The organism is Caballeronia sp. SL2Y3 (assembly GCF_022879575.1).
In the GTDB taxonomy this organism is placed as follows: Bacteria; Pseudomonadota; Gammaproteobacteria; order Burkholderiales; family Burkholderiaceae; genus Caballeronia.
Map to the genome: position 1 here is coordinate 1,536,990 of NZ_CP084260.1, position 23,625 is coordinate 1,560,614.

The following is a 23,625-nucleotide window of genomic DNA, read 5'->3' on the forward strand; positions in this document are numbered from 1 at the left end:
GAAGAAAGCGTCGAAAAGCGTCGATGGCCGTGCCGCGTAGAAAGATTTCGGTAGGAGTCCCGTAAAATCTCGCCCGAGGAATCTCGGAGCGAGTGGATGAGCCGCGTTACGAACACACAAAAATGGATCCTGGCCGCAACCACCGTGCTGGCAGCGCTTGGCCTGAGCGCCGCCGTGCATCGTGCCGATGCCGCGCGCGCCGTCAGCGTCTCGCCGCAAGGCAAGGTCACGCAGGCAAGACAGGTCGTCGTCAAGTTCGACGAGCCGATGACCGCGTTCGGCAATCCCGCCGCGGCCGCGCCCGGCAAGGTGTCGTGTAGCGGCGCGCCGGCAGCGGCCACCGCGGGCAGCGCCCGCTGGATCGACCAGAAAACATGGGCCTTCGACTTCGCCGCCGATCTGCCGCCCGGCGTGCGCTGCGCGCTCGACCTCGACGCCGGCCTCAAGTCCACCGCAGGCAATGCGCTCGCGGGCCCGAGCCACTTTACGTTCGAGACTGGCGGGCCGTTCGTGACGGCCATTCAACCGGACTACGGCGACATCGAGGAAGACCAGGCGTTCGTGTTGCGCCTGAATGGCCCGGCGACGCAGGCTTCCGTGCTCGATCATGTGTGGTGCGAATCGAACGCGATCGGCAATCGCATCCCGGTGCGCATGCTCGACTCCGCCACGCGCGGCGCGATCCTCAAGCAATTCCACTACGAGAAAGAAAGCGACCGCGTTCTGACGCTCGCATGCCAGCAGGCGCTGCCCTCCGCGACCAAGATGCAGCTCGTCTACGGCGTCGGCGTGACAGGACCGAGCGGCATTCCGAACGATGTCGAGCGGCGCTTCGATTTCAAAGTGCGCGAGCCGTTCAAGGCAGGCTTCACGTGCGAGCGCGAGAACGCGCAGGCGCCATGCACGCCGCTGCGGCCGCTGCGCGTCACCTTCACCGCGCCGATCAGCCGCGCCGACGCACAGAAGTTCGTCCTGCGCGGACCGAAAGGCACCGCCGCGCCGCACTTCGATCCCGACAACAAGGACGACGAGGTGAGCGACGTGGAATTCGCCACGCCGCTGCCCGAGCGCGCGAGCCTCACGATCGAAGCACCCGCTGATCTCAAAGACGTGAGCGGCCGCAAGCTCGCCAACGCCGATTTCTTCCCGCTCAGAACGCAGACCGCGCCGATGCCGCCGCTCGCCAAGTTCTCGTCGGGCGAGTTCGGCATCATCGAAAGCTTCGCGGAACCGAACATGCCCGCGATGCTGCCCGTCACGCTGCGTCATGTCGAAGCGGATCTGCATGTGCAAGGGCTCAATTCCGGCACGTCGAAGATCACGAGCCTCAGGGTCGATGCGGACACGGACATCCGCCAATGGATGAAAACCGTCGAAGCATTCGGCGGTATGTCGATCGGTCAAAGAACCGTGGAATCGCTCGCGCCGCATGCGTTGAGTAACGGCATCGCGCCGATCGTCACGAACACGACAGGCGGTGTGTACTTCGACGCGCGCTCGCTCTCGCTTCTGAGCAAGCACGCGGGCGTCGAAACGCTGACGCTGCCGGCAGCCGATCCGAAGGCGCTGCGGCCGTTCGAAGTCGTCGGCATTCCGCTTGGCAAACCCGGCTTCTATGTGGTCGAACTGGCGTCGCCCGCGCTCGGAGCGTCGCTGATGGCGAAGCATCAGGCGATGTATGTGCGCACCTCCGTGCTCGTCACGAACCTCGGCGTGCATCTGAAGCAGGGGCGCGAGAACAGCCTCGTGTGGGTCACGACGCTCGACAAGGGCAAGCCCGTGCCGAACGCGCAAGTGCGCGTGACCGACTGCAACGGCGAACAGGTCGCCACCGGCATCACCGACGCAGAAGGCATCGCGAGAATCGGCAAGCCGCTCGCGCCGCTGCACGAGTGCAACGAAAACAGCCTCGCCTACGGCGGCTTCTTCGTGTCGGCGCGCGTGAACGATCCCGCGACCGGTCCGGACATGGCTTTCGTGTTGTCGGACTGGAACCGCGGCATCGAATCGTGGCGCTTCAACGTTCCGACCGACATGAGCAGCAGGCGCACCACCCGCGCGCACACGGTGTTCGACCGCACGTTGCTGCGCGCAGGCGAAACCGTGTCGATGAAGCATCTGATGCGCGTCGAGACGCTCGGCGGCCTCGCCTTTCCGAAGCGTTATCCGACGCGCGTGACCATTCGACATGTCGGCAGCGGACAGACGTGGCATCTGCCGCTGACGTGGGCCGCCGATCACAGCGCCGACTCGAGCTTTACCGTGCCGACAGCGGCGAAGCTCGGCGAGTACAGCGTCTCGCTCGACGACGGCACCGCCCAAGGCACGAGCGATGACGACGACGCCCGCGTCACGGAGTCGTTTGAGACCGGGAGCTTTCGCGTGGAGGAATTCCGGCTGCCGGTGTTCAAAGGCTCGATTTCTGCCGGCGACAGCAAGTCGGCCGGACTGATCGCGGCGCGCGAGGCGCCCGTCGCCGTGCGGCTCGAATACGTGCAGGGCGGCGCGGCGTCGAAGGTGCCTGTGGCCGTGTCGGCGCTCGTGAAAGACATCGCGTCGCCCTTCGCTTCGCAATACGACGCCTTCAGCTTCGCGCCGTATCGCAAGCCGGCTAACGACGGCGCGAGCGCGCCCGCCGAGGACCAGAACGACGACGACGAAGCGCAGCAGCAACAAAGCGACGCCACGACGAAGCTCGTCGCCGACAAGGAGCGCATCACGCTCGACCGTGACGGCGTCGGCAAGTTGACGGTCGCCCCGCTGCCCGCCGTCGATGCGCCTAAGCGCCTTGCGCTTGAAGCCACCTTCGCCGATCCGAACGGCGAAGTGCAGACCATCAGCGGCAACACCATGCTCTGGCCCGCCGCCGTGGCGGTCGGCGTGAAATCGGGCTCGTGGGTGTCGGTCGGCAGCACGGTGCCGGTGCAGGCCATCGCGCTCGATCTCCAAGGCAAGCCGCGCGCCGGCGTGCCGATGCAGATCAAGGGCGTCGTCCACGCGATGACGAGCTCGCGCAAGCGCATGGTCGGCGGCTTCTACGCCTACGACAACCACACCGAGACGAACGATCTCGGCACGCTGTGCAGCGGCAAGAGCGACGACCACGGCCTGCTGTCGTGCGAAGCGAAGCTCAAGCAGCCGGGCAATATCGATCTGATCGCGGTCGCGAAAGATGGCGACGGCCGCGAAGCCAACGCGACGACGTCCGTCTGGGTCACGCGCGAAGACGAACTGTGGTTCGGCGGCGAGAACACCGACCGCATCGACGTGTTGCCGGAGAAAACCAGCTACGAGCCGGGCGAGACCGCGCGGTTCCAGGTGCGCATGCCGTTTCGTTCGGCGACGGCGCTCGTCGCAGTCGAACGGGAAGGCATCGTGGAAACGCATGTCGTCGAGCTGAACGGCAAGGACCCGACGATCGACCTGAAGGTGCAGGATGCATGGGGGCCGAACGTGTATGTGTCGGTGCTCGCGCTGCGCGGCCGCTTGCGCGACGTGCCGTGGTACTCGTTCTTCACCTGGGGCTGGAAGGCGCCGGTCGAATGGGCGCGCGCGTTCTGGTACGAAGGCCGTCAGTATCAGGCGCCGACGCCGCTCGTCGATCTGTCGAAGCCCGCGTTCCGCTATGGACTGGCGTCGATCAAGGTCGGCATCGCGTCGCACAGGCTCGCGGTCAGCGTGAGCCCGGACGCGAAGTCGTATGCGGTGCGCGGCAAGGCGCGCGTGAAGGTGAAAGTCGCCCTGCCCGACGGCAAGGCCGCGCCCGCGGGCACGCAGATCGCCGTCGCAGCGGTCGACGAAGCGTTGCTCGAACTCATGCCGAACCAAAGCTGGAACGTGCTCGATGCGATGCTGCAGCAGCGCGCGTATGGCGTCGAGACATCGACGGCGCAGATGGAGATCATCGGGCGGCGGCACTTCGGGCGCAAGGCGGTGCCTGCGGGCGGCGGCGGCGGCCATAGCGCGACGCGCGAGCTTTTCGACACGCTGCTGCTGTGGAATCCGCGCGTGACGCTGGATGCGAACGGCGAGGCAACGCTCGACGTGCCGCTCAACGATTCGCTCACGCGCTTTCGGATCGTCGCGATCGCGGCGGTCGGCGCGGGCCGCTTCGGCACGGGCAGCGCAACCATCCAGACCAGTCAGGACCTGCAACTGGTCTCCGGCCTGCCGCCGCTCGTGCGCGTGGGCGATACGTTCCGCGCTCAGTTCACGCTGCGCAATACCACGCCCCGCGCGATGCGCGTGCTCGTGACGCCGCGCGCCGGATCGCTCGCGCTCGATGCACGCACAGTTTCCCTCGCGGCGGAGTCGTCGCAGGAAGTCGCATGGGACGTGACGCCGCCGGATATGCCCGGCGGCGAATCGTCCGCGAGCCTCGCGTGGAACGTGAGCGCCGTCGAACAAGGCACCGGCAAGGCCAGCGATGCGCTGAAGCTCACGCAGCGCATCGTCGCGGCGATTCCCGTCACAGTGCAGCAGGCGACCATCGCGCAAGTCGACGGCACGTTGAGCGTGCCGGTCGCGCCGCCCGCCGACGCCACGAAGACGGCTGCCGGCGCGGTGCGCGGCGGCATCGCGGTGTCGTTGCAGCCGAAGCTCGCGGACGGCTTGCCGGGCGTGCGCCGCTGGTTCCTCGATTATCCGTACGGTTGCCTGGAGCAGCAGACTTCGCGCGCGCTCGGGCTGATGGACGCGGCGCAATGGCAAGCGGTGCTCGCGCATATGGCCACGTATCTGGATGCCGATGGCCTCGCGAACTACTTCCCGCCGTACGACGACTCGCGTCCGACCGGCAGTCCGACGCTCACCGCCTACCTGCTCGCCGTGACCGACGAAGCGGCCAAGGCAGACCGCCGTTTCGCCCTGCCCGCCGATCTGCGCGACAGGCTCACGGCGGCGCTAACGAACTTCGTCGACGGCAAGATTCAACGCAATGTCTGGGCGCCGCGCAACGGTTTCGACTTCGAGAAGCTGGCGGCCATCGAAGCCCTGTCGCGCTATGGCCTCGCGCAGCCGCGCATGCTGGATTCGATCACCATCGCGCCGAACCAGTGGCCGACTTCCGCCGTGCTCGATTACTACGCGATCCTCTCGCGCGTCGATGGCATTGCGGACCGCGAAGCGAAGCGCGCGCAGGCCGAGCAGATCGTCCGCGCGCGGCTCACGTATCAGGGCACGCGTCTGACGTTCTCGACCGCGCCGGACGACGATCTCTGGTGGCTCATGACCGGCGTCGAGACCAACGCCGCGCGCACCGCGCTGCTTTTTGCCGACGCGCCCGGCTGGAAGGACGAGATGCCGCGCCTCGTCGCGGGCCTGCTCGCGTTGCAGACGAACGGCGCATGGTCCACCACGACGGCCAACCTGTGGGGCTCGCTCGCGGTCGCGCGGTTCTCACGCGTGTTCGAAAGCACGCCGGTCACGGGCAGCACGGACATCCGCCTCGGCGCGTCGTCGCAAACGGTGAACTGGGCCGCGGCCGCGCCCGCCGCGATGGCGTCCGCCACGCCGATCACGCGCACCCCGAACACGCGCAGCGCCCTGCTGCCATGGTCGACCGGCTCTCTCATGCTCACGCAGCAAGGCACCGGCAAGCCGTGGGCGACGATCGAAAGCCTCGCCGCCGTCGCGCTGAAAGCACCGTTTGCGGCAGGCTACCGCATCGCGAAGATCATCACGCCGGTTGAACCGGCCGTGAAAGACGTGCTCTCGCGTGGCGATGTCGTGCGCGTGAGCCTCGACATCGACGCTCAAAGCGACATGACCTGGGTCGTGGTCAACGATCCGATTCCCGCCGGCGCGACCATCCTCGGCTCCGGACTCGGCCGCGATTCGGAATCCGCCACGCAAGGCGAGCAAAACAGCGGCCAATGGCCGGTGTACGTGGAGCGCGCGTTCGACGGTTATCGCGCGTATTTCGACTATCTGCCGAAGGGCAAGCTGCATGTCGAATACACGATGCGACTGAACAACGCCGGCAGCTTCGGCCTGCCGCCGACGCGCGTGGAGGCGCTCTATGCGCCGTCGACCTTCGGCGCGCTGCCCAATGCGCGGATGGTCGTGAAGCCGCTCGCCGCGAGATGACGCGATGACACGCGCCGCCTGTTTCGTGATCGCATGCATTTTGAGCGCGGCGGCGCACGCCGCGCCCAGCTTCGACGACGTGCGCGCGAACTGGCGCAGTTCCGACTGGCTGCTGCTCGACCGCAACGGCGAAACGCTGCAGCGCACGCGCATCGACGCAAGCGCGCGGCGCGGCGACTGGGTTGCGCTCGCAGACGTATCGCCGGCATTGCGCGAAGCCATCGTCGTTTCGGAGGACAAACGATTCTACGAGCACGCGGGCGTCGACTGGCGCGGCGCGGCGGCCGCCGCCTGGGCGAATCTGTGGAATACGCGCACGCGCGGCGCATCGACCGTCACCATGCAGTTGACCGGCCTGATCGGCGATGAAGGCCGCAAGCCCGCCGGACGGCGCAGTATCGGCGAGAAGGCGCAGCAGACAGTCGGCGCGCTATGGCTCGAACGCACGTGGCGCAAGGATCAGATTCTCGAGGCGTATCTGAACCTCGTGCCGTTCCGGGGCGAGATCGTCGGGCTGTCGGCGCTCTCGCAGACGCTTTTCGGCAAGGCGCCCTCCGGCCTCGACGAGCGCGAAGCCGCGCTGGCCGCCGCGCTCGTGCGTGCGCCGAACGCGTCGTACGGGAAGGTCGCCGCGCGCGCGTGCGTGATTCTGCGCGACATGAACGGCTTGCGCGCGGCCGGCCATTCGCGTGACCCCGACCCGTGCGCCAATCTCGACAGCTACGCGCAACTGACGCTCACGCGCAGCGCCGCCGCGCCGGCGCTCGCTTCCGGCGACGAGGCGCTCGCCCCGCATCTCGCGCGGCGCATCGCCGGCGAAGCGCATCCGGCGGCGGGCGAGCGCGTGCGCTCGACGCTCGACGCGCGGCTGCAACGCTTCACGCGCGATACGCTCTCGCGCACGCTCGCCGAGCTCAACGCGCGCGCGCATCCGCGCAATGTGCACGACGCGGCGGCGATCGTCATCGACAATGCATCGGGCGACGTGCTGGCGTGGGTCGGATCGGCGGGCGGTTTGTCGAATGCGCCGGAAGTCGATGCCGTGCTCGCCGCGCGTCAGGCCGGATCGACGCTCAAGCCTTTTCTCTATGCGCAAGCCATCGACGAAAAGCGGCTGACCGCCGCGACCTTGCTCGATGATGCGCCGCTCGACCTCGCCACGGGCGGCGGCCTCTATATCCCGCAGAACTACGATCACGACTTCAAAGGCTGGGTCAGCGTGAGAACGGCGCTCGGCTCGTCGCTGAACGTGCCGGCCGTGCGCGCGCTCGTGCTCGTCACGCCGCATCGGTTCGCGCGCACGCTGGTCGCGCTCGGCCTGCCGCTCACGCGCACCGGCGACTACTACGGCTTTAGCCTCGCGCTCGGCAGCGCCGACGTGACCTTGGCTTCGCTTGCCAACGCGTATCGGGCGCTCGCCAACGGCGGCATCGCGCGGCCGTTTTTCGATCTCGCGGGCCACGCTTCTGCGCCTGCCGGCCAGCGCGTGTTCAGCCCGCAGGCGAGCTTCATCGTCACCGACATCCTCTCGGACAACAACGCCCGCACGCGCACGTTCGGCTTCGACAGCGTGCTCGCGACGCGCACCTTCAGCGCGGTGAAGACCGGCACGAGCAAGGACATGCGCGACAACTGGGCGGTGGGCTTCACGTCGCGCTACACGGTGGGCGTGTGGGTCGGCAATGCGGACGGCGCGCCGATGTGGGACGTCTCCGGCGTCACCGGCGCGGCCCCGGCCTGGAATGCGATCGTCAATTATCTGCACCGCCGCGTAATCAGCCGCGCAATCAGCCGCGCGCCGGATGCGCCGCCGGGCGTCGTGAAGGCCCGCGTCGCGTATCAGAACGACGTCGAGCCGGCGCGCGACGAATGGTTCCTGCGCGGCACGGAGATGAACACGATCGGTCTGACGGCGAATGCAGCGGCAGGAACGGAAGCCGATGCGCACGCTCGCCGCCGCGAACGCTCGCAGAGCGCGGCAAGCCCCGCTGCAAGCCCCGACGCGAGCCCGGCCAGGATCGGCGCGCCGACCGACGGCACCATCTTCGCGCTCGATCCCGACATTCCGCCCGCGCGCCAGCGCGTGTGGTTCGAACGCACGGGCGGCAGCGGCCAACTCGGCTGGCGGCTCGACGGCAAGCCGTTCAGCCGCGACGCCCGCGCCGCGTGGCTGCCGTGGCCTGGCCGTCATCGGCTCGAACTCGTCGATGCGCGCGGCGAGGTGATCGATTCGGTCGGTTTCGAAGTACGGGGCGCCTTCGCGAGAACTGCCGCGCCTGCTGTGAAATAGCTGCCGGCGCTGGCATACGGTTGGCACGACGAAGCGTTTCAACGACTCATTTGCTCGCGGGCACAATCCGGCCGTTCGTCGCACGCCCTGCAACGTTAAAGATTGTGCGCCGACGGAGCGCATTCCCCGGCCTCATGCACAATGCGGACAGCCCGCGTTCGAAAGACGGATTTGTCCTATCCTTAACGGCATCGTCCGTTTGCCGGACCGTGCGGCCTTCGTTTCCTTCGTTCCGTTAATCTGCCTGGAGTGTCGTCATGCTGAGAAAGCTGTTGATGCTGTGCCTCGCGTTCATGCTGTCCATCGGCGCGGCGTTCGCCGCCGTCGATGTCAATACCGCCGATCAGGCCGCGCTCGATTCGGTCAAGGGCCTCGGGCCCGTCAAATCGAAGGCGATCGTCGACGAACGCACGAAGAACGGCCCGTTCAAGGACGCCGACGATCTCGCCAACCGCGTGAAAGGACTCGGCGCCAAGTCGGTCGCGAAGCTCGAAGAGAACGGCCTGACCATCGGCGGCTCTTCGCTGCCGCCGACCGGCAAGGCATCGAAGCCCGCCGCCACGGCTTCTCACGGCGCGGCCGCGCCGAACTCGACCATCAAGTCATCGGCGGCGGCGACCGCTGCGACATCGCCCGCAGCCACGGCCGCACAGACGCCGGCCGTCGCCCCGGCATCGGGCCCGGCGGGTGCTTCCGCTTCCACCACTGCTTCCGGTAAGAAGTCGAGCGCCACGGCTGCGGCGGCAACCAGCGACGCGAAGCCCTCGAAATCGAAGCGAAAGAAAGACAAGGCGGCGAGCGCGTCGGCCGCCAGCCTGTAATCCATCTGCAACCTTTAGTACTGAGACTGCCATGAGCCTACTCGATATCCTCGCCTCTTCCCTCGGCAATTCGTCGCAACAAGGCGGCCAATCCGGTCAAGCCGGCCAATCCAGCCAGGCCGCGCTGATTGCGGCGGCGCTCGAATTCGTGAACAGTCAGCCCGGCGGCATCATGGGGCTGATTCAGCGTTTCCATCAGAACGGCGCGGGCGATATCGTCTCGTCGTGGATCGGCAATGGCGAAAACAAGCCGATCAGCCCGGGCCTCCTGACCAACGTGCTCGGCGCGGACAACGTCGGCGCGCTCGCGCAGAAGGCGGGCGTTTCGGGCGATCAGCTCTCCGGCATGCTTGCGGCGGTTCTGCCGCATATCGTCGATCGCGCGACGCCCAACGGCGAAGTCCCGCCCGAAGGCAAGCTCGACCTGACGGGCGTGCTCGGCTCGCTCGGCGGTCTCGCGGGCCTCTTTGGCAAGAGCGAGGAGCCGAAGCAAGGATAAGCGCGTTTTTCGTATCGCTCTAGGCCCCGCGCCCGGCTTACGCCGGCGCGGGGCTTTTGCTTTTTGCAGCCGTCGCGCGCATAACGCGGGAAATAAAAAAGGCAACGAATCGCTTCGTTGCCTTCGAAAGAAATGCGCCTTACTGGACCTTAGTGCACCACGCGATCGAAGACGAACTCGCCGTCCCGGACATCGACCGGAATGACGTCCTTCGGTCCGAAGCGCCCGGCCAGGATCAGCTTGGCGACCGGGTTCTCGATCTCCTGCTGAATCGCGCGCTTCAACGGCCGCGCGCCGAACACCGGGTCGTAGCCCACCTTGCCGACCTGCTCCAGAGCGGCATCGGACACGTCCAGCTGCATGTCGAGCTTCGCCAGCCGGTCGTGCAGACGCTGCAACTGAATCTTCGCGATCGACTCGATATTCGCGCGATCCAGCGAGTGGAACACGACGACATCGTCGATACGGTTCAGGAACTCGGGCCGGAAATGCAGCTTCACTTCTTCCCAGACCGCGTCCTTCACGGCTTCCTGCGGCTCGCCGACCATGCCCTGAATCACCTGCGAACCGAGGTTCGAGGTCATCACGATCACCGTGTTCTTGAAGTCCACGGTGCGGCCCTGGCCATCCGTCATGCGGCCATCGTCGAGCACTTGCAGCAGCACGTTGAACACGTCCGGGTGCGCCTTCTCGATCTCATCGAGCAGGATCACGCTGTACGGCTTGCGGCGCACGGCTTCGGTCAGATAACCGCCTTCCTCGTAGCCGACGTATCCCGGCGGCGCGCCGATCAGCCGCGCGACGCTGTGCTTCTCCATGAACTCGCTCATGTCGATGCGGATCAGATGATCCTCGGAATCGAACAGGAACGCCGCCAGCGCCTTGCACAGCTCGGTCTTGCCGACGCCCGTCGGCCCGAGGAACAGGAACGATCCATACGGACGGTTCGGGTCCGACAAACCGGCGCGCGAACGGCGAATCGCATCCGCGACCGCGCCGATCGCCTCGTCCTGGCCGACGACGCGCTCGTGCAGCTTGCTCTCGATCTGCAACAGCTTCTCGCGCTCGCCCTGCATCATGCGCGACACGGGAATGCCGGTGGAACGCGACACCACTTCCGCGATTTCCTCCGCGCCGACTTGCGTGCGCAACAGACGCGGGCGCGTCGGGTTGTTCTGTTCCTCCGATTCCGCCTGCGTGACCTGCTTCAGGCGCGCTTCCAGTTCGGGCAGCTTGCCGTACTGCAACTCGGCAACCTTTTCGAGCTTGCCCTCGCGCTGCAAACGCGCGATGTCGGCGCGCACCTTCTCGATCTCTTCCTTCAGTTGCGCGCTGCCCTGCACCGCCGCCTTTTCAGCGGTCCAGATTTCTTCGAGGTCCGAATACTCGCGGTTCAGCCGGTCGATTTCCTCTTCGATCAGTTGGAGGCGCTTCTGCGATGCTTCGTCCTTCTCCTTCTTCACGGCCTCGCGCTCGATCTTCAGCTGAATGAGACGGCGGTCGAGCTTGTCCATCTCTTCGGGCTTCGAATCGATTTCCATCTTGATGCGCGACGCGGCTTCGTCGATCAGGTCGATGGCCTTGTCCGGCAAAAAGCGGTCCGTGATATAGCGATGCGACAGTTCCGCCGCCGCGACGATAGCCGGGTCCGTGATCTCGACGCCGTGGTGCAGCTCGTACTTCTCCTGCAAGCCGCGCAGGATCGCGATGGTCGCTTCCACCGACGGTTCATCGACCAGCACTTTCTGGAAGCGCCGTTCGAGCGCCGCGTCCTTTTCGATGTACTTGCGGTATTCGTCCAGCGTGGTCGCGCCGATGCAGTGCAGCTCGCCACGCGAGAGCGCCGGCTTCAGCATGTTGCCCGCGTCCATTGCGCCTTCGGCCTTGCCTGCGCCGACCATCGTGTGAATTTCGTCGATAAAGACGATGGTCTGCCCTTCGTCCTTCGCGATGTCGTTCAGCACGGCCTTGAGCCGCTCCTCGAACTCGCCGCGATACTTCGCGCCCGCGAGCAGCGCCGCCATGTCGAGCGACAGCACGCGCTTGCCCTTGAGCGTTTCCGGCACTTCGCCGTTGACGATGCGCTGCGCGAGGCCCTCGACGATGGCCGTCTTGCCGACGCCCGGCTCGCCGATCAGCACCGGATTGTTCTTCGTGCGGCGCTGGAGGATCTGGATCGAGCGGCGGATTTCGTCGTCGCGGCCTATCACCGGGTCGAGCTTGCCGGCGCGGGCGCGCTCGGTCAGATCGACGGTGTATTTCTTCAGCGCCTCGCGCTGGCTCTCGGCGTCCTGGCTGTTCACCTGCGCGCCGCCGCGCACGGCGTTGATGGCCGCCTCCAACGCGCGCCGCGTGAGCCCGTGCTGCTTCGCGATGCGCCCGGCTTCGCCCTTGTCGTCCGCCACGGCGAGCAGGAACATCTCGCTCGCGATGTAGGTGTCGTTGAGCTTTTGCGCTTCCTTGTCGGCGTTGTTCAAAAGACCCGCGAGGTCGCGGCTTACTTGAACGTTTCCGTCCGTGCCCTGCACTTGCGGCAGGCGGCTGATCGCCTCGTTGAGCGCGGCCTGCAACGCCTGAACCTGCACGCCGGCATGCGAAAGCAGCGAGCGCGCGGAGCCGTCGCGTTGCGCGATCAACGCGGCAAGCAGATGCACGGGCTCGATGTACTGGTTGTCGTTGCCGACAGCCAGGCTTTGCGCGTCCGAGAGTGCTTCCTGGAATTTGGTAGTGAGTTTGTCGATTCTCATTTTTGGTGAGCTCCAATTCGAATACGACCAAAATGAGGCGCTTTCGGGCGGTTTCAAGCGCGCAAACCGCTCATTCCGGGGATTTTCTGCGAGTTCGGCCGCGTCCGATCAGCGCGGCGGCGCTTTCGAAAGACCGCGCTGTGCAGGTTTCGTTCAGTGCCGCGTGATCGGGCGGAAGCGTCGGTCAGGACGAAGCGCCCGGAACGAGCGCAGCCGCGTACACAGCATCGACGGGCGCGATGCCCAGCAGCCGCGCGAGATCGCTCGCCGGCTCGGACAGTTCGCCGACCGTGTGCTTGTCGAGTTCGGCGAGGAAGGCATCGCGCGCCGCCGCGAGCACGCCGCGCAGGCGGCAAGCGGGCTGGATCGCGCAATAGCGGCCGTCCGTTCGCTCGCCGAAGCAGCCGACGAGCGCGAAGTCGCCCTCGGTTTCCCGGACGATATCGCCGATGGTCAGCCCGCGCGAGCGCGCCGCGAGCCGCAGGCCGCCGTGACGTCCGCGCACGGTTTCCACCCAGCCGAGATTGCCGAGCTGCTGGACGATCTTCATCAGGTGATTCTTGGAGATGCCGTAGGCGTCGGAGATCTCCCGAATCGTCGAGAGCCGCGCGGGCCGCACGGACAGATACAGCAGCACACGCAGCGCATAATCGGTGTAGTCGGTCAGTTGCATGGCCTGGGCGCGTCGGACGGCGGGTGGAAAAAAGCCGAGGTTGCGTGAATCGACTGACGGGGCGAACGAGGCCGGGACAAATCCGCGCGGCGGCCGGGGCCATCGCCCGCGCGAGCGTCACAGGGTCTAATATCCGCTCGCGGCAGCCGCGACACATCCGTCACGCGCCAGAGCACTGTCCACATTCTGCGCCACTTGGGTGCCTGCGTCAGCCGGATTAGCGATGATTCGGCCTGTGACGCCAGCTTACCGTTTGCAGCCATGAAGTCTTCAGCCATGAACCGAGACGAAACGAGCCACGCCATCACCCGCGAGCGCGAGCCCACAGAAACGAACATCCGCGCGCTGGTCGAGGCGTTCTATCGCCGCGTGGACGACGATCCGCTGCTCGGCCCGATCTTCGCGCGGCAACTCGAAGGCCGTTGGGACGAGCATCTCGCGAAGATGACGACGTTCTGGTCGAGCCTCGTGCTCGGCTCGAAGCAGTATCGGGGGAACGTGCAGGAGGCGCACCGGCCGCTCGCGGGCATCGAGCCGCAGCACTTCGCGCGCTGGCTGTCGCTGTTTCTGCACACCGTCGAAGCGCGCTACGAGCCCGCCGCGGCGGTGCAGTTCATGGAGCCGGCCCTGCGCATCGCGCAGAGTCTCCAGTTGAGCAAGTTCGGCTGGGACTACCGGATTCCCGAGGAGCAGGAAGCCCTGCTCGCGGCGCTCAAGCGCCAGCGCACCGGCGGCCGCGATGAGCCGCGTTTCCCCGAGCGCCCGGCAGGCGAGCCGTTTCCGGCAAAGTTCGTCGGCAAGCCCGCCGACGAAGACTGACGCGCGGGGTTCAACCCGCAGGCGGCGTCCAGCGCGCGAGCGCCGCGTCGTCCGATTCGCGGGCGTCCACCCAACGCTCGCCCTGCTCGGTCTTCTCCTTCTTCCAGAACGGCGCCTGCGTCTTCAGATAGTCCATCACGAACGCGCACGATTCGAACGCTTCCGCGCGATGCATCGCCGTCGTCGCGACGAGCACGATCTGATCGAGCGGCTTGAGCTTGCCCACGCGATGCACGATGAGCACGTCGGAGCCGCGCCACCGTTCGCGCGCCTGATCGGCAATCGCTTCGAGTGACTTCTCCGTCATGCCCGGATAGTGCTCCAGTTCCATCGTCTCGACGGCGCTGCCTTCGTTCAGATCCCGCACCGTGCCGACGAAGCACGCGACCGCGCCGACCTTCGGATTGTCGGCGCGCAGCGCGGCCACTTCGGCGCTGATGTCGAAATCGGCTTCCTGCACGCGGACTTTCGCATGCGTTCCCATGTCAGCCACCCGTGACCGGCGGAAAGAACGCGACTTCGCAGCCATCGGTGATGCGCTGCGATGCGTTCGTCATCACGTGATTGCAGGCCATGCGCAGCGCGCGGCCTTCCGCGAGCGTCTCGGCCCACACGCCGCCGCGCATGCGCAGCCACGCGCGCACGTCACCGACATTGACGACCGTATCCGGCACGCTCACCGTCTCGTTCGCGACGCCCAGTGCCTCGCGCACGCTCGCAAAAAATCTCAGTTCGACTTTCATGGGACTTCGTTCCTTACCGCATCAACTCTGAAAAGGGAATGAACCGCACCGTCTCGCCCGCGCTGATCGCGTGATTCGGCGGATTGTCGATGAGGCCGTCGCCCCAGACGGTGGACGTCAGCACCGCCGAACTCTGGTTCGGGAAGAGATCGAGGCCGCCGGCCTCGTTCACGCGCGCGCGCAGGAATTCGTTGCGGCGATCGCCCTTCTTCTGCGTGAAGTCGGCGCGCATGGAGTAGACGCGCGGCGCGACATGCTCGACGCCCGCGAGGCGCAGCACGAACGGCCGCACGAACAGCAGGAACGTGCAGAAGCTAGAAACGGGATTGCCCGGCAAGCCGATGAAAAACGCCTCCTGCCCGCCTTCGCCGCGCCGGACCGCGCCGAACGCGAACGGCTTGCCCGGCTTCATCGCGATCTGCCACATCGCGATGCGCCCTTCTGCTTCGACCGCCGGCTTCACGTGATCTTCCTCGCCGACGGAAACGCCGCCGCACGTCAGAATCAGATCGTGGTCGAGCGCGGCGCGGCGCAGCGTGTCGCGCGTGGCATCGAGCGAATCGGCCACGATGCCGAAGTCCGTTACGTCGCAGCCGAGCTTCGCGAGCAGCGCGCGCAGCGTGAATCGGTTCGAGTTGTAGATGGCGCCGGGCGCGAGCGGCTCGCCGGGCATGCGCAGTTCGTCGCCGGTGAAGAAAATCGCGACGCGCACGCGCCGCGTCACATCGAGCGCCGCGCAGCCGACCGACGCCGCGAGACCGAGCGCCTGCGGCGTGAGCCGCGTGCCCGCGCGCAGAATGACGGAGCCGCGCTCGATGTCCGCGCCCTGCCGCGTGGTCCATTCGCCGGCAGCGGGCGGCTGCGTGAAGGCAACCGTGCCATCGTCGGACGCCTGCGCCATTTCCTGCATCACGACGGCATCCGCGCCGGGCGGCACCGTCGCGCCCGTGAAAATGCGCGCCGCCGTGCCTGCCGCGAGCGGCTCGGCCGCGTGTCCGGCCGGGATGCGCTGCGAGACGCGCAGCGCGACCGGCGCGGCGTCGCTGGCAGCGGCCAGATCGGCGGCGCGGACCGCGTAGCCGTCCATCGCGCTCGTGTGCATCGGCGGGACGTCGAGCGGTGAAACCACGTCGGCGGCGAGCACGCGACCGAGCGCGTCGAGCGTGTCGATACGCTCCGTGTCCGTCACCGGGCGCGCGGCGTCGAGCAGACGACCGAGGGCATCGGCTGTGGCGAGCATCGGAGGACGAGAGGAACCGGCTGACGGAGAGGACATGGCTTCGCTGGGAGCGCGGCGCGCTGAAGGAATGGAAAAATGAGGTAATCGGCAACTATTGTAGCGACTCATCGCACGGCGCCCGACACCCGCGCCGCGCGCGAAAGCTGCCCCGCCCCAGTGATACACTCGCAGCACACTTCCAGCGTCCATTTCCATGAAATTCTGTTCCGTCTGCGGCCACGAGGTCGGCCTGAGCATTCCGCCCGGCGACAACCGCGAGCGATTCGTCTGCAACAACTGCGGCACCGTGCACTATCAGAACCCGCGCAACGTCGTGGGCACCGTGCCCGTATGGGATGACAAGGTGCTTCTGTGCCGCCGCGCGATCGAGCCGCGCTACGGCTACTGGACGCTGCCCGCCGGCTTCATGGAAATGGAAGAGACGACGAGCGAAGGCGCCGCCCGCGAAACGCTGGAAGAAGCCGGCGCGCGCGTCGAAATCCAAAGCCTCTTCACGCTGCTGAACGTGCCGCACGTGCATCAGGTGCATTTGTTCTACCTCGCGCGGCTGCTCGATATCGAACTGGACCCCGGCGAGGAAAGTCTGGAAGTGCGGCTCTTTGAGGAGAGCGAAATTCCGTGGGACGAGATCGCGTTCCCGACCGTCGGCCAGACGCTGCGCTTTTTCTTCGCCGACCGCGCCGCCGGCAACTTCACGCTGCATACCGGCGACATTTTCCGCACGCTGCGCGAAGGTTGAACGGCGCCGGACGATCATGGTTCCCTGGCTCGCTCACGACGATCCGTTCCCGCCGGTCGAGCGCGCGCTCGGCGCATCGAGCGGCGCGCCGGGGCTGCTCGCCGCGAGCGCCGATCTGCTGCCCTCGCGGCTCGTCGACGCCTACCGGCGCGGCATCTTCCCGTGGTATTCGGACGGCCAGCCCGTGCTGTGGTGGAGTCCCGATCCGCGCATGGTGCTCGTGCCCGCCGAGTTCAAGGTGTCGCATTCGCTGCGCAAGACGTTGAAACGCGTTCTTCGCGACGATGCGTGGGAAGTGCGCGTCGACCACGACTTTCCCGCCGTGATGCGCGCCTGCGCCGACACCCCGCGCGAAGGCCAGCGCGGCACGTGGATCACGGCGGATATCGTGGAGGCTTATACGTCGCTGCATCGCGCGGGCGAGGCGCACAGCATCGAGACCTGGCGCGACGGCGTGCGCGTGGGCGGGCTGTACGGCGTGTCGTTCGGGCGCATGTTCTTCGGCGAATCCATGTTCGCGCACCAAACGGATGCCTCGAAAATCGCGCTCGCCGCACTTGTCGGACACTTGCGCCGCCACAAAATAGAGATGATAGACTGCCAACAGAACACGTCGCATCTGGCGTCGCTGGGCGGCCGCGAGATCCCGCGCCGCGCGTTCGTCGCGCATCTGCGCCGCGCGGTCGCCGAAGCGCCGATCCCGTGGCATTTCGACAAGTCCGTGCTCATCGACCTCATCGGCACGGCCGCGCCCTGATCATCCGAAGCCCGCGCCGGGCGCACCGTTTGCGACGCGAGTACTCAGACAAGCACGATCCGCCGCGCACGCCTTCGCCGACAGCGAAGCGCACGCGGCAATGAAGAGACGACGCCTGCGAGAGCCGCCAAAGTGACACATCCGAACGAGCTGCCACTGTCACCGCTTTCCGCGCTGCAATTCTATGCAACAGCGCCTTACCCTTGCAGTTATCTGGAAGGGCGCGTGGCGCGCTCGCAAGTCGCGACGCCGAGCCACCTGATCAACTCCGACGTCTACACGGAACTCGTCAAGGCGGGCTTCCGGCGCTCGGGCGTCTTCACGTATCGCCCGTACTGCGACGGCTGCCGCGCCTGCGTGCCGGTGCGCGTGCCCGTCGCGCGCTTCGCGCCGAACCGCGCGCAGCGGCGCGTGTGGAAGCAGCACGGCAATCTGATTGCGAGCGTGGCGCCCCTGCATTACGACGAAGAGCACTACGCGCTCTACATGCGCTATCAGTCGGCGCGGCACGCGGGCGGCGGCATGGACCGCGACAGCCGCGATCAGTACGAGCAGTTCCTGCTGCAAAGCAGGATCAACTCGCGGCTCGTCGAGTTCCGCGAACCGGCCTCTGCTGACAAGCCGGATGCGCCCGGCGCGCTGCGCATGATCAGCATGATCGACATTCTCGGCGACGGGCTCTCGTCCGTGTACACGTTCTTCGAGCCCGACCTGGCGAGGACGAGCTACGGCACCTTCAATATCCTTTGGCAGATCGAGCAGGCGCGAAGCCTCGACTTGCCGCACGTGTATCTCGGCTACTGGATACGCGAGAGCGAAAAGATGGCGTACAAGGCCAATTTCCGGCCGCTGGAAGGGCTCGTCGATGGCCGCTGGTCCGTGCTCGATCCCGCGACGACGCACTCTGCCGGCGCCCTGCCGATGCCGGGCCGCAGCAACGGGCTCGGCCAACCCAAGTAACGGCGTCCGCGGGCCATTTCATCCGGCTCCGGGCGCACGTCGCAAAGCCGCTAAAATAGCGGTCTTAAAAAAATTCGCCGTCGCCGGCGCTCATCCGTGTTCAGTTCTCTCTACCCGCTCGCGCGTTCGCGCCTTTTTCGCATGGACGCGGAAGACGCGCATCACCTGACCTTGCGCATGCTCCGCGCGGCCGGCCGCACCGGACTGGCCGGCGTGCTCGGCAAGCGCGGCCCCGATTCGCCGCGCACCGTGATGGGCCTCACCTTCAGGAATCCGGTCGGCCTCGCGGCGGGGCTGGACAAGGACGGCGCGTGCATCGACGGACTCGCCGCGCTCGGCTTCGGCTTTATCGAAGTGGGCACCGTGACGCCGCGCGCGCAGCCGGGCAACCCGCGCCCGCGCATCTTCCGTTTGCCGGAAGCCGGCGCGCTCATCAACCGAATGGGCTTCAACAACGGCGGCGTCGATCAGTTCGTCGCGAACGTGCAGGCCGCGCGGTATCGCGGCGTGCTCGGGCTCAACATCGGCAAGAACGCGGATACGCCGATGGAGCGCGCCGCCGAAGACTATCTGTACTGTCTCGAACGCGTGTATCCGTTCGCGAGCTACGTGACGATCAACATTTCGTCGCCGAACACGAAGAACCTGCGGCAACTTCAGGGCGCGGGCGAGCTCGACGCGCTGCTCGGCGCGCTGAAGGACAAGCAGCAGCGTTTGTCCGATCTGCACGGCAAGCTCGTGCCGCTCGCGCTGAAGATCGCGCCCGATCTCGACGACGAGCAGATCAAGTCAATCGCGGGCACCCTGCTCGCGCATCGCATCGACGGCGTGATCGCCACCAACACGACGCTTTCGCGCGCGGCCGTCGCGGGCATGGCGCACGGCGACGAAGCGGGCGGCCTGTCGGGGCGTCCGGTGTTCGATGCATCCAACGAAGTGATCCGCAAACTGCGCGCGGAAGTGGGCACGGAGGTGCCGATCATCGGCGTGGGCGGCATCTTCTCCGGCGCGGATGCGCGCGCGAAGCTCGCGGCGGGCGCATCGCTCGTGCAGGTTTACACGGGGCTGATTTATCGCGGGCCGGCGCTCGTCACCGAATGCGTCGAGTCGCTCGCGCAGGGAATATAGACATAAGCAAACGATCTTACGCGCCGGTTGCAGTTTCTCTATGATCCCGCACCTATCGGGCGCGGCGCGGAAAGAAGCGGCGTGCCACTTTGCCAACACGAGGAGAACAACACGATGAACCTGTCCACGCTCAAGAAGCTCGTCGCCGCAAGCCTGATCGGCGCGGCGTTCACCGCGGTCACGGCCACGGCGCACGCAGAAGACCTGCTCGACCAAGTCAAGCAGCGCGGCACGCTGCGCGTCGGTCTGGAAGGCACGTTCCCGCCGTTCAACTCGAAGGCGCCGTCGGGCGAGCTCGTCGGCTTCGACGTGGATATCGCGAAGGCCGTCGCCGCGAAGCTCGGCGTGAAGCCCGAGTTCGTCACGACGGAGTGGAGCGGCATCATCGCGGGCCTGCAGGCAGGCAAGTTCGACGTGATCGTGAACCAGGTCGGCATCACCGACAAGCGCAAGGAAACGCTCGACTTCTCGCCGGCGTACACGTACTCGAACGCGCAGCTGATCCAGCGCGCCGACGACAAGCGCGAATTCAAGTCGCTCGAAGAGCTGAAGGGCAAGAAGCTCGGCGTCGGCCTCGGCACGAACTACATGGACATGGCGAAGTCCGTGCCGGGCATCGACGTGAAGACGTATCCGGGCGCGCCGGAATATCTGCGCGATCTGGCCGCGGGCCGTCTGGACGCCGCGCTCAACGACCGCCTGATGCTCGCGTACTTGCTCAAGAACTCGCAGTTGCCGCTGCGCACGGGCGCGAACGTCGGCGCGGGTAATCCGTCGGGCATTCCGTTCAAGAAGGGCAATCCGAAGTTCGCGAAGGCGATCGACGACGCGATGACCCAGCTCGAACAGGACGGCACGTTTGCGAAGATCTCCGACAAGTGGTTCGGCATCGACGTGACGAAGCCGGCGAAGTAAGCACGCAGACACGCGAGCGCACGCATGATCGGGCGGCATCGTCTCACGGTGCCGCCCTTCTCTTTTTCGCGCCCGGTTTATGATGTGCGCTTTCGCGCGCCGCCCGGCTTTTCTTTTCGCCCCGCGCGCTTTCCGCTTACGTTTTCCCGTTCATGTCGACCACTTCCCTGCTGGTTCAGTCCGCGCCGGTGCTGGCGCAAGGCGCGCTGCTGACGATCAAGTTCGCGCTGTACTCGATGTTCTTCGGCCTCATCGCGGCCACGGTGCTGGCGTTGATGGGCATCAGCCGCAACCGCGCGCTCGTCGGCATCGGGCGCGTCTACGTCAGTGTGATGCGCGGCACGCCGCTTCTCGTGCAGATTTTCGTGATCTATTACGGCTTGCCGAGCCTCGGCATATCGCTCGAACCGACGCCCGCAGGCGTCATCGCGCTATCGGCGAACGTGGCGGCGTATCTGTCGGAAAGCATGCGCGGCGCGATCCTCGGCATTCACAGCGGGCAATGGCTCGCGGCGTACAGTCTCGGCCTGTCGCGCACGCAGACGCTGCGCTACGTGATCGGGCCGCAGGCGCTGCGCATCGCGGTGCCCAGCCTTTCGAACAGCCTCATCAGTCTCATCAAGGATACGTCGCTCGTCTCGGTCATCACCGTGACCGAGCTTTTGCGCAGCGCGCAGGAAGTGATCGCGGCGACCTATCAGCCGCTGCCGCTCTATCTTGCGGCGGCCTTGGTCTACTGGCTGCTGTGCAGCGTGCTGGAAGTCGTTCAGCGCGTGTTCGAGCGGCGGCTCGCGCTGCCCGGGCGGCACTAACGCGCGCGCAGCCTCGTTCAGTCTTCTTCGAACGGGAAGCGCACGCCCAGATCGCGCCGCGCCGCGTCCATGATCGCCATCATGCGCATGGACATGACATGCGGCATCACCGGGCTTTCGGTCAGACCCGCGCGCAGCAGCTCGCAGAAGTGCGCGGTCTCGTAGTTGAGGCCGCCGCCCGAAACGGGCTCGTCGAGTTCCACCTTGCGGCCGTCCGTATAGGCGATGGTCGCGCGAGCCGGGTTCCACCAGTTCTCGTGAATCGTCACGGTGCCTTTCGTGCCGCCGATGAGCGCGTCGCCTCGTCCTTGCAGGTCCATTCCGCAGAATAGTTGCGCGATGCCGCGCTCGTGCCGCACGTTCAGACTCGCGAAGACATCGACTCCCGTCGCGCCGACGCGACCGATCGTCTGCACGTCGAGCGCCTCGCCGAGCCAGTCGACCGCGAGAAACGCTTCGTAGATGCCGATATCGAGCAACGCGCCGCCGCCCGCGTCCAGCGAAAACGACGGATGATCCGCCGGCACGTTCGCCATCGAGCAGCCCGCGCGCACGAGGCCGATATCGCCGATCGGATCGGCCTGCAAATGCTCGCGCAAGCGCCGATACAGCGGGTAGAACGGCGGCTTCATCGCCTCCATGAAGAGGACCTTCGCGCCGCGAGCCACGTCGATCATCTGCTGCAAGGTCCGCGCGTTCACGGCGGCGGGCTTCTCGCATAACACCGGCTTGCCCGCGGCGAACGCGCGCAACGCATAGTGCGGATGGCTGTCCTGCATCGTCGCGACGTAGAGCGCGTCGATGTTCGCGAGCAAGGTGTCGAAGTCATCGAATGCGGCTGCGCCGAACGGCTCGGCGAGCGCGCGCGCCGACTCGGGCCGCCGCGAAGACACGCCCGCGAGCGTCGCGCCCTCCACGTGTTGCAGGCTCTCGGCAAAGCGACGCGCGATGCGCCCCGCGCCGACGATGCCCCAGCGTATCGATTCCATGTAGGTTGCCTCCGGATGTATGTCGTGCGGGGATTGTGCCTGATCGCGCCGCGCGGAAACGACAAAGCCGGGCACGAGGCCCGGCTTTCATCGGACGATGCAATTGCTTCGCGTCAACCAGCGCGGTATAGACCGCTCAGGCTCCCGCCGACGCGTTCACGTCCGGCGGCGAGACCGGCTGGCTCGGCTGACTCATGCGTTCGAGCGAGAACGCGCGCCCCACTTCCTCCGCCGCGAGATCGACGAGCGAGCGCGTCGCGCGTTCGGCGGCTGCCGGGTCTTTCGCCTCGATCGCCTCGACGACGCTGCGCTGCGCCGCGAGCGTCGCCTCGCGCACGGACTCGATGCCGTCCACGATCGGATTCACGGTCACGAGCGCGCCGCGCACGATGGCCGTCATCTGCCGGAAGAACTGGTTGCCGCTCGCGGCCACGATGCGCGTGTGCAGCACTTCGTCCGCGGCCTGATACTCGGGCTCGCCGACCTGAAGGCGCGAAAGCGTATCGAACGCGTCGCGGATGCCGGCAATCTCGTCGGGCGTCGCGCGCGCAGCGGCGAGCGCGGCAGCGCGCGGCTCGATCAGCATGCGGAATTCGATTACATCCCGCAAGAAAGTCTGATCCGGCTTCGCGCGAAAACGCCACGACACCACGTCTTCGTCGATGAGACGCCAGTCGCTCATCGGCCGGATACGCGTGCCGGTCTTCGGCCGCACGTCCAGCATGTGACGGGCGAGCAGCATCGAGAGCGCTTCGCGCATGACGGTGCGGCTCACGTCGAACTCTTTGGAAAGGATGTCTTGCGGCGGCAGTATCGCGCCGTATTTCTGCTCGACGATCCCCGATACGAGCCCGTCCATGACCTTCGCCACCAGCGACCGCTCTTTGTTTTCATCCATCACGCTTCTCCCCTATCCGCCTGTCCGTAGCCCATGTGTGTCTGTGCGCGTCGCTCTCACGCGTCCCGTGGCGGCCAAGGCGACGAATTTCCGAACATCCATTCGTCGCACTACACGTTGCGGCTTCGTTGCGTCGAAAACCAGTGAGGAATTTCCTGAGAGGGTATTCCCTTTGGTCGCCATCGAAGCCGCCTTCGCTTGCCGCCGTTCCTAATCGTTGCATCACGCGTTGCCGTATGCGTTGCCGTATGCGTTGCCGTATGCGTCGCCGCATTCGTACGCTCGAATTCCTGTGCTCGCGCCGCGCGGGCGCCGTCATTCCTCAGGGAAACTGATGAATGACGGCGTCTCGGCGCGGCGTATTTGTGTGTTTTATTCGGCCAGAAAACGTCAGCCGTTCATGCACTCATTTGAGCAAGCATCTCGTAGGCTTTCTGTGCGAACGCGAACGCTCACTCGCGCGGGGGCGGCTATTGTATGACGCGATTGGCGAAATTCTCATGCAGTG

At 66.4% G+C, this 23,625-nt stretch carries 18 protein-coding genes; 11 read left to right on the plus strand and 7 right to left on the minus strand.

The annotated features are described in order from the left end of the window. Window positions 1-96: 96 nt before the first annotated feature. The 4 genes from LDZ26_RS07255 to LDZ26_RS07270 all read left to right on the plus strand — a co-directional run bounded on the left by LDZ26_RS07255 (window position 97) and on the right by LDZ26_RS07270 (window position 9,697). Window positions 97-6,087 carry an Ig-like domain-containing alpha-2-macroglobulin family protein gene (locus LDZ26_RS07255; protein ID WP_244846513.1) on the plus strand — a complete coding sequence of 1,997 codons (5,991 nt, stop codon included), beginning with the start codon at window positions 97-99 and terminating at the stop codon, window positions 6,085-6,087. Window positions 6,088-6,091: 4 nt separating this feature from the next. Continuing rightward, complete coding sequence (gene pbpC, locus LDZ26_RS07260; RefSeq protein WP_244846515.1) at window positions 6,092-8,377, plus strand: penicillin-binding protein 1C; 2,286 nt, start codon at window positions 6,092-6,094, stop codon at window positions 8,375-8,377. A gap of 257 nt (window positions 8,378-8,634) precedes the next feature. After that, window positions 8,635-9,198: a helix-hairpin-helix domain-containing protein gene (locus LDZ26_RS07265; protein WP_244846517.1), complete on the plus strand. Its 564-nt coding sequence runs from the start codon at window positions 8,635-8,637 to the stop codon at window positions 9,196-9,198. A 31-nt stretch (window positions 9,199-9,229) separates the two neighbouring features. After that, entirely contained in the window at window positions 9,230-9,697 is a 468-nt protein-coding gene (locus LDZ26_RS07270; RefSeq protein ID WP_244846519.1) for a YidB family protein, read from the plus strand. Window positions 9,698-9,846: 149 nt separating this feature from the next. Here LDZ26_RS07270 and clpB read toward each other — a convergent pair whose 3' ends face one another. After that, window positions 9,847-12,444, minus strand: coding sequence for an ATP-dependent chaperone ClpB (gene clpB, locus LDZ26_RS07275; protein WP_244846524.1), 2,598 nt, complete (start codon window positions 12,442-12,444; stop codon window positions 9,847-9,849). A 184-nt stretch (window positions 12,445-12,628) separates the two neighbouring features. Further along, window positions 12,629-13,117: an Rrf2 family transcriptional regulator gene (locus LDZ26_RS07280; protein ID WP_244846527.1), complete on the minus strand. Its 489-nt coding sequence runs from the start codon at window positions 13,115-13,117 to the stop codon at window positions 12,629-12,631. 276 nt (window positions 13,118-13,393) lie between these two features. Here LDZ26_RS07280 and LDZ26_RS07285 point away from each other — a divergent pair, with 276 nt between their 5' ends. Further along, window positions 13,394-13,936, plus strand: a complete 543-nt coding sequence (locus tag LDZ26_RS07285; RefSeq protein ID WP_244846530.1) for a group III truncated hemoglobin — start codon at window positions 13,394-13,396, stop codon at window positions 13,934-13,936. A 10-nt stretch (window positions 13,937-13,946) separates the two neighbouring features. On the opposite strand, the gene moaE is transcribed toward LDZ26_RS07285, so the two are convergent. Genes moaE through glp form a run of 3 tightly spaced genes read right to left on the minus strand, consistent with a single transcriptional unit; the run spans window position 13,947 to window position 15,919 of the window. Further along, on the minus strand, window positions 13,947-14,420 hold the full coding sequence (gene moaE / locus LDZ26_RS07290) for a molybdopterin synthase catalytic subunit MoaE (RefSeq protein WP_244846533.1): 474 nt from the start codon (window positions 14,418-14,420) through the stop codon (window positions 13,947-13,949). 1 nt (window position 14,421) lies between these two features. After that, window positions 14,422-14,679, minus strand: a complete 258-nt coding sequence (gene moaD, locus LDZ26_RS07295) for a molybdopterin converting factor subunit 1 (RefSeq protein WP_035970519.1) — start codon at window positions 14,677-14,679, stop codon at window positions 14,422-14,424. 13 nt (window positions 14,680-14,692) lie between these two features. Next, entirely contained in the window at window positions 14,693-15,919 is a 1,227-nt protein-coding gene (glp, locus tag LDZ26_RS07300) for a gephyrin-like molybdotransferase Glp (RefSeq protein ID WP_370650535.1), read from the minus strand. 193 nt (window positions 15,920-16,112) lie between these two features. On the opposite strand from glp, the gene LDZ26_RS07305 reads away from it, so the two are divergent. The 6 genes from LDZ26_RS07305 to LDZ26_RS07330 all read left to right on the plus strand — a co-directional run bounded on the left by LDZ26_RS07305 (window position 16,113) and on the right by LDZ26_RS07330 (window position 21,230). Then, window positions 16,113-16,658, plus strand: a complete 546-nt coding sequence (locus LDZ26_RS07305; RefSeq protein WP_175940470.1) for an NUDIX hydrolase — start codon at window positions 16,113-16,115, stop codon at window positions 16,656-16,658. 16 nt (window positions 16,659-16,674) lie between these two features. Next, window positions 16,675-17,415, plus strand: coding sequence for a leucyl/phenylalanyl-tRNA--protein transferase (aat, locus tag LDZ26_RS07310; protein ID WP_244846538.1), 741 nt, complete (start codon window positions 16,675-16,677; stop codon window positions 17,413-17,415). A gap of 132 nt (window positions 17,416-17,547) precedes the next feature. Continuing rightward, a complete protein-coding gene (locus tag LDZ26_RS07315; protein WP_244846541.1) occupies window positions 17,548-18,375 on the plus strand; it encodes an arginyltransferase in 828 nt (275 codons plus the stop codon). 96 nt (window positions 18,376-18,471) lie between these two features. Next, complete coding sequence (locus LDZ26_RS07320) at window positions 18,472-19,503, plus strand: quinone-dependent dihydroorotate dehydrogenase (RefSeq protein ID WP_244846544.1); 1,032 nt, start codon at window positions 18,472-18,474, stop codon at window positions 19,501-19,503. 114 nt (window positions 19,504-19,617) lie between these two features. Beyond that, a complete protein-coding gene (locus LDZ26_RS07325) occupies window positions 19,618-20,418 on the plus strand; it encodes a cystine ABC transporter substrate-binding protein (protein ID WP_244846547.1) in 801 nt (266 codons plus the stop codon). 152 nt (window positions 20,419-20,570) lie between these two features. Continuing rightward, a complete protein-coding gene (locus LDZ26_RS07330) occupies window positions 20,571-21,230 on the plus strand; it encodes an amino acid ABC transporter permease (protein WP_244846550.1) in 660 nt (219 codons plus the stop codon). Between the two features lie 17 nt (window positions 21,231-21,247). On the opposite strand, the gene LDZ26_RS07335 is transcribed toward LDZ26_RS07330, so the two are convergent. Both LDZ26_RS07335 and LDZ26_RS07340 read right to left on the minus strand, forming a co-directional pair. Next, window positions 21,248-22,219, minus strand: a complete 972-nt coding sequence (locus LDZ26_RS07335; protein WP_244846553.1) for a Gfo/Idh/MocA family protein — start codon at window positions 22,217-22,219, stop codon at window positions 21,248-21,250. 136 nt (window positions 22,220-22,355) lie between these two features. After that, entirely contained in the window at window positions 22,356-23,117 is a 762-nt protein-coding gene (locus LDZ26_RS07340) for a FadR/GntR family transcriptional regulator (protein WP_244846556.1), read from the minus strand. Window positions 23,118-23,625: the final 508 nt, after the last annotated feature.

Excerpts from the sequence above, each read along its gene's own strand:
- LDZ26_RS07255 (WP_244846513.1), top strand. The coding sequence starts at position 97 with ATGAGCCGCGTTACGAACACACAAAAATGGATCCTGGCCGCAACCACC.
- pbpC (WP_244846515.1), top strand. The coding sequence starts at position 6,092 with ATGACACGCGCCGCCTGTTTCGTGATCGCATGCATTTTGAGCGCGGCG.
- LDZ26_RS07265 (WP_244846517.1), top strand. The coding sequence starts at position 8,635 with ATGCTGAGAAAGCTGTTGATGCTGTGCCTCGCGTTCATGCTGTCCATC.
- LDZ26_RS07270 (WP_244846519.1), top strand. The coding sequence starts at position 9,230 with ATGAGCCTACTCGATATCCTCGCCTCTTCCCTCGGCAATTCGTCGCAA.
- clpB (WP_244846524.1), bottom strand. The coding sequence starts at position 12,444 with ATGAGAATCGACAAACTCACTACCAAATTCCAGGAAGCACTCTCGGAC.
- LDZ26_RS07280 (WP_244846527.1), bottom strand. The coding sequence starts at position 13,117 with ATGCAACTGACCGACTACACCGATTATGCGCTGCGTGTGCTGCTGTAT.
- LDZ26_RS07285 (WP_244846530.1), top strand. The coding sequence starts at position 13,394 with ATGAACCGAGACGAAACGAGCCACGCCATCACCCGCGAGCGCGAGCCC.
- moaE (WP_244846533.1), bottom strand. The coding sequence starts at position 14,420 with ATGGGAACGCATGCGAAAGTCCGCGTGCAGGAAGCCGATTTCGACATC.
- moaD (WP_035970519.1), bottom strand. The coding sequence starts at position 14,679 with ATGAAAGTCGAACTGAGATTTTTTGCGAGCGTGCGCGAGGCACTGGGC.
- glp (WP_370650535.1), bottom strand. The coding sequence starts at position 15,919 with ATGCTCGCCACAGCCGATGCCCTCGGTCGTCTGCTCGACGCCGCGCGC.
- LDZ26_RS07305 (WP_175940470.1), top strand. The coding sequence starts at position 16,113 with ATGAAATTCTGTTCCGTCTGCGGCCACGAGGTCGGCCTGAGCATTCCG.
- aat (WP_244846538.1), top strand. The coding sequence starts at position 16,675 with ATGGTTCCCTGGCTCGCTCACGACGATCCGTTCCCGCCGGTCGAGCGC.
- LDZ26_RS07325 (WP_244846547.1), top strand. The coding sequence starts at position 19,618 with ATGAACCTGTCCACGCTCAAGAAGCTCGTCGCCGCAAGCCTGATCGGC.
- LDZ26_RS07330 (WP_244846550.1), top strand. The coding sequence starts at position 20,571 with ATGTCGACCACTTCCCTGCTGGTTCAGTCCGCGCCGGTGCTGGCGCAA.
- LDZ26_RS07335 (WP_244846553.1), bottom strand. The coding sequence starts at position 22,219 with ATGGAATCGATACGCTGGGGCATCGTCGGCGCGGGGCGCATCGCGCGT.
- LDZ26_RS07340 (WP_244846556.1), bottom strand. The coding sequence starts at position 23,117 with ATGGATGAAAACAAAGAGCGGTCGCTGGTGGCGAAGGTCATGGACGGG.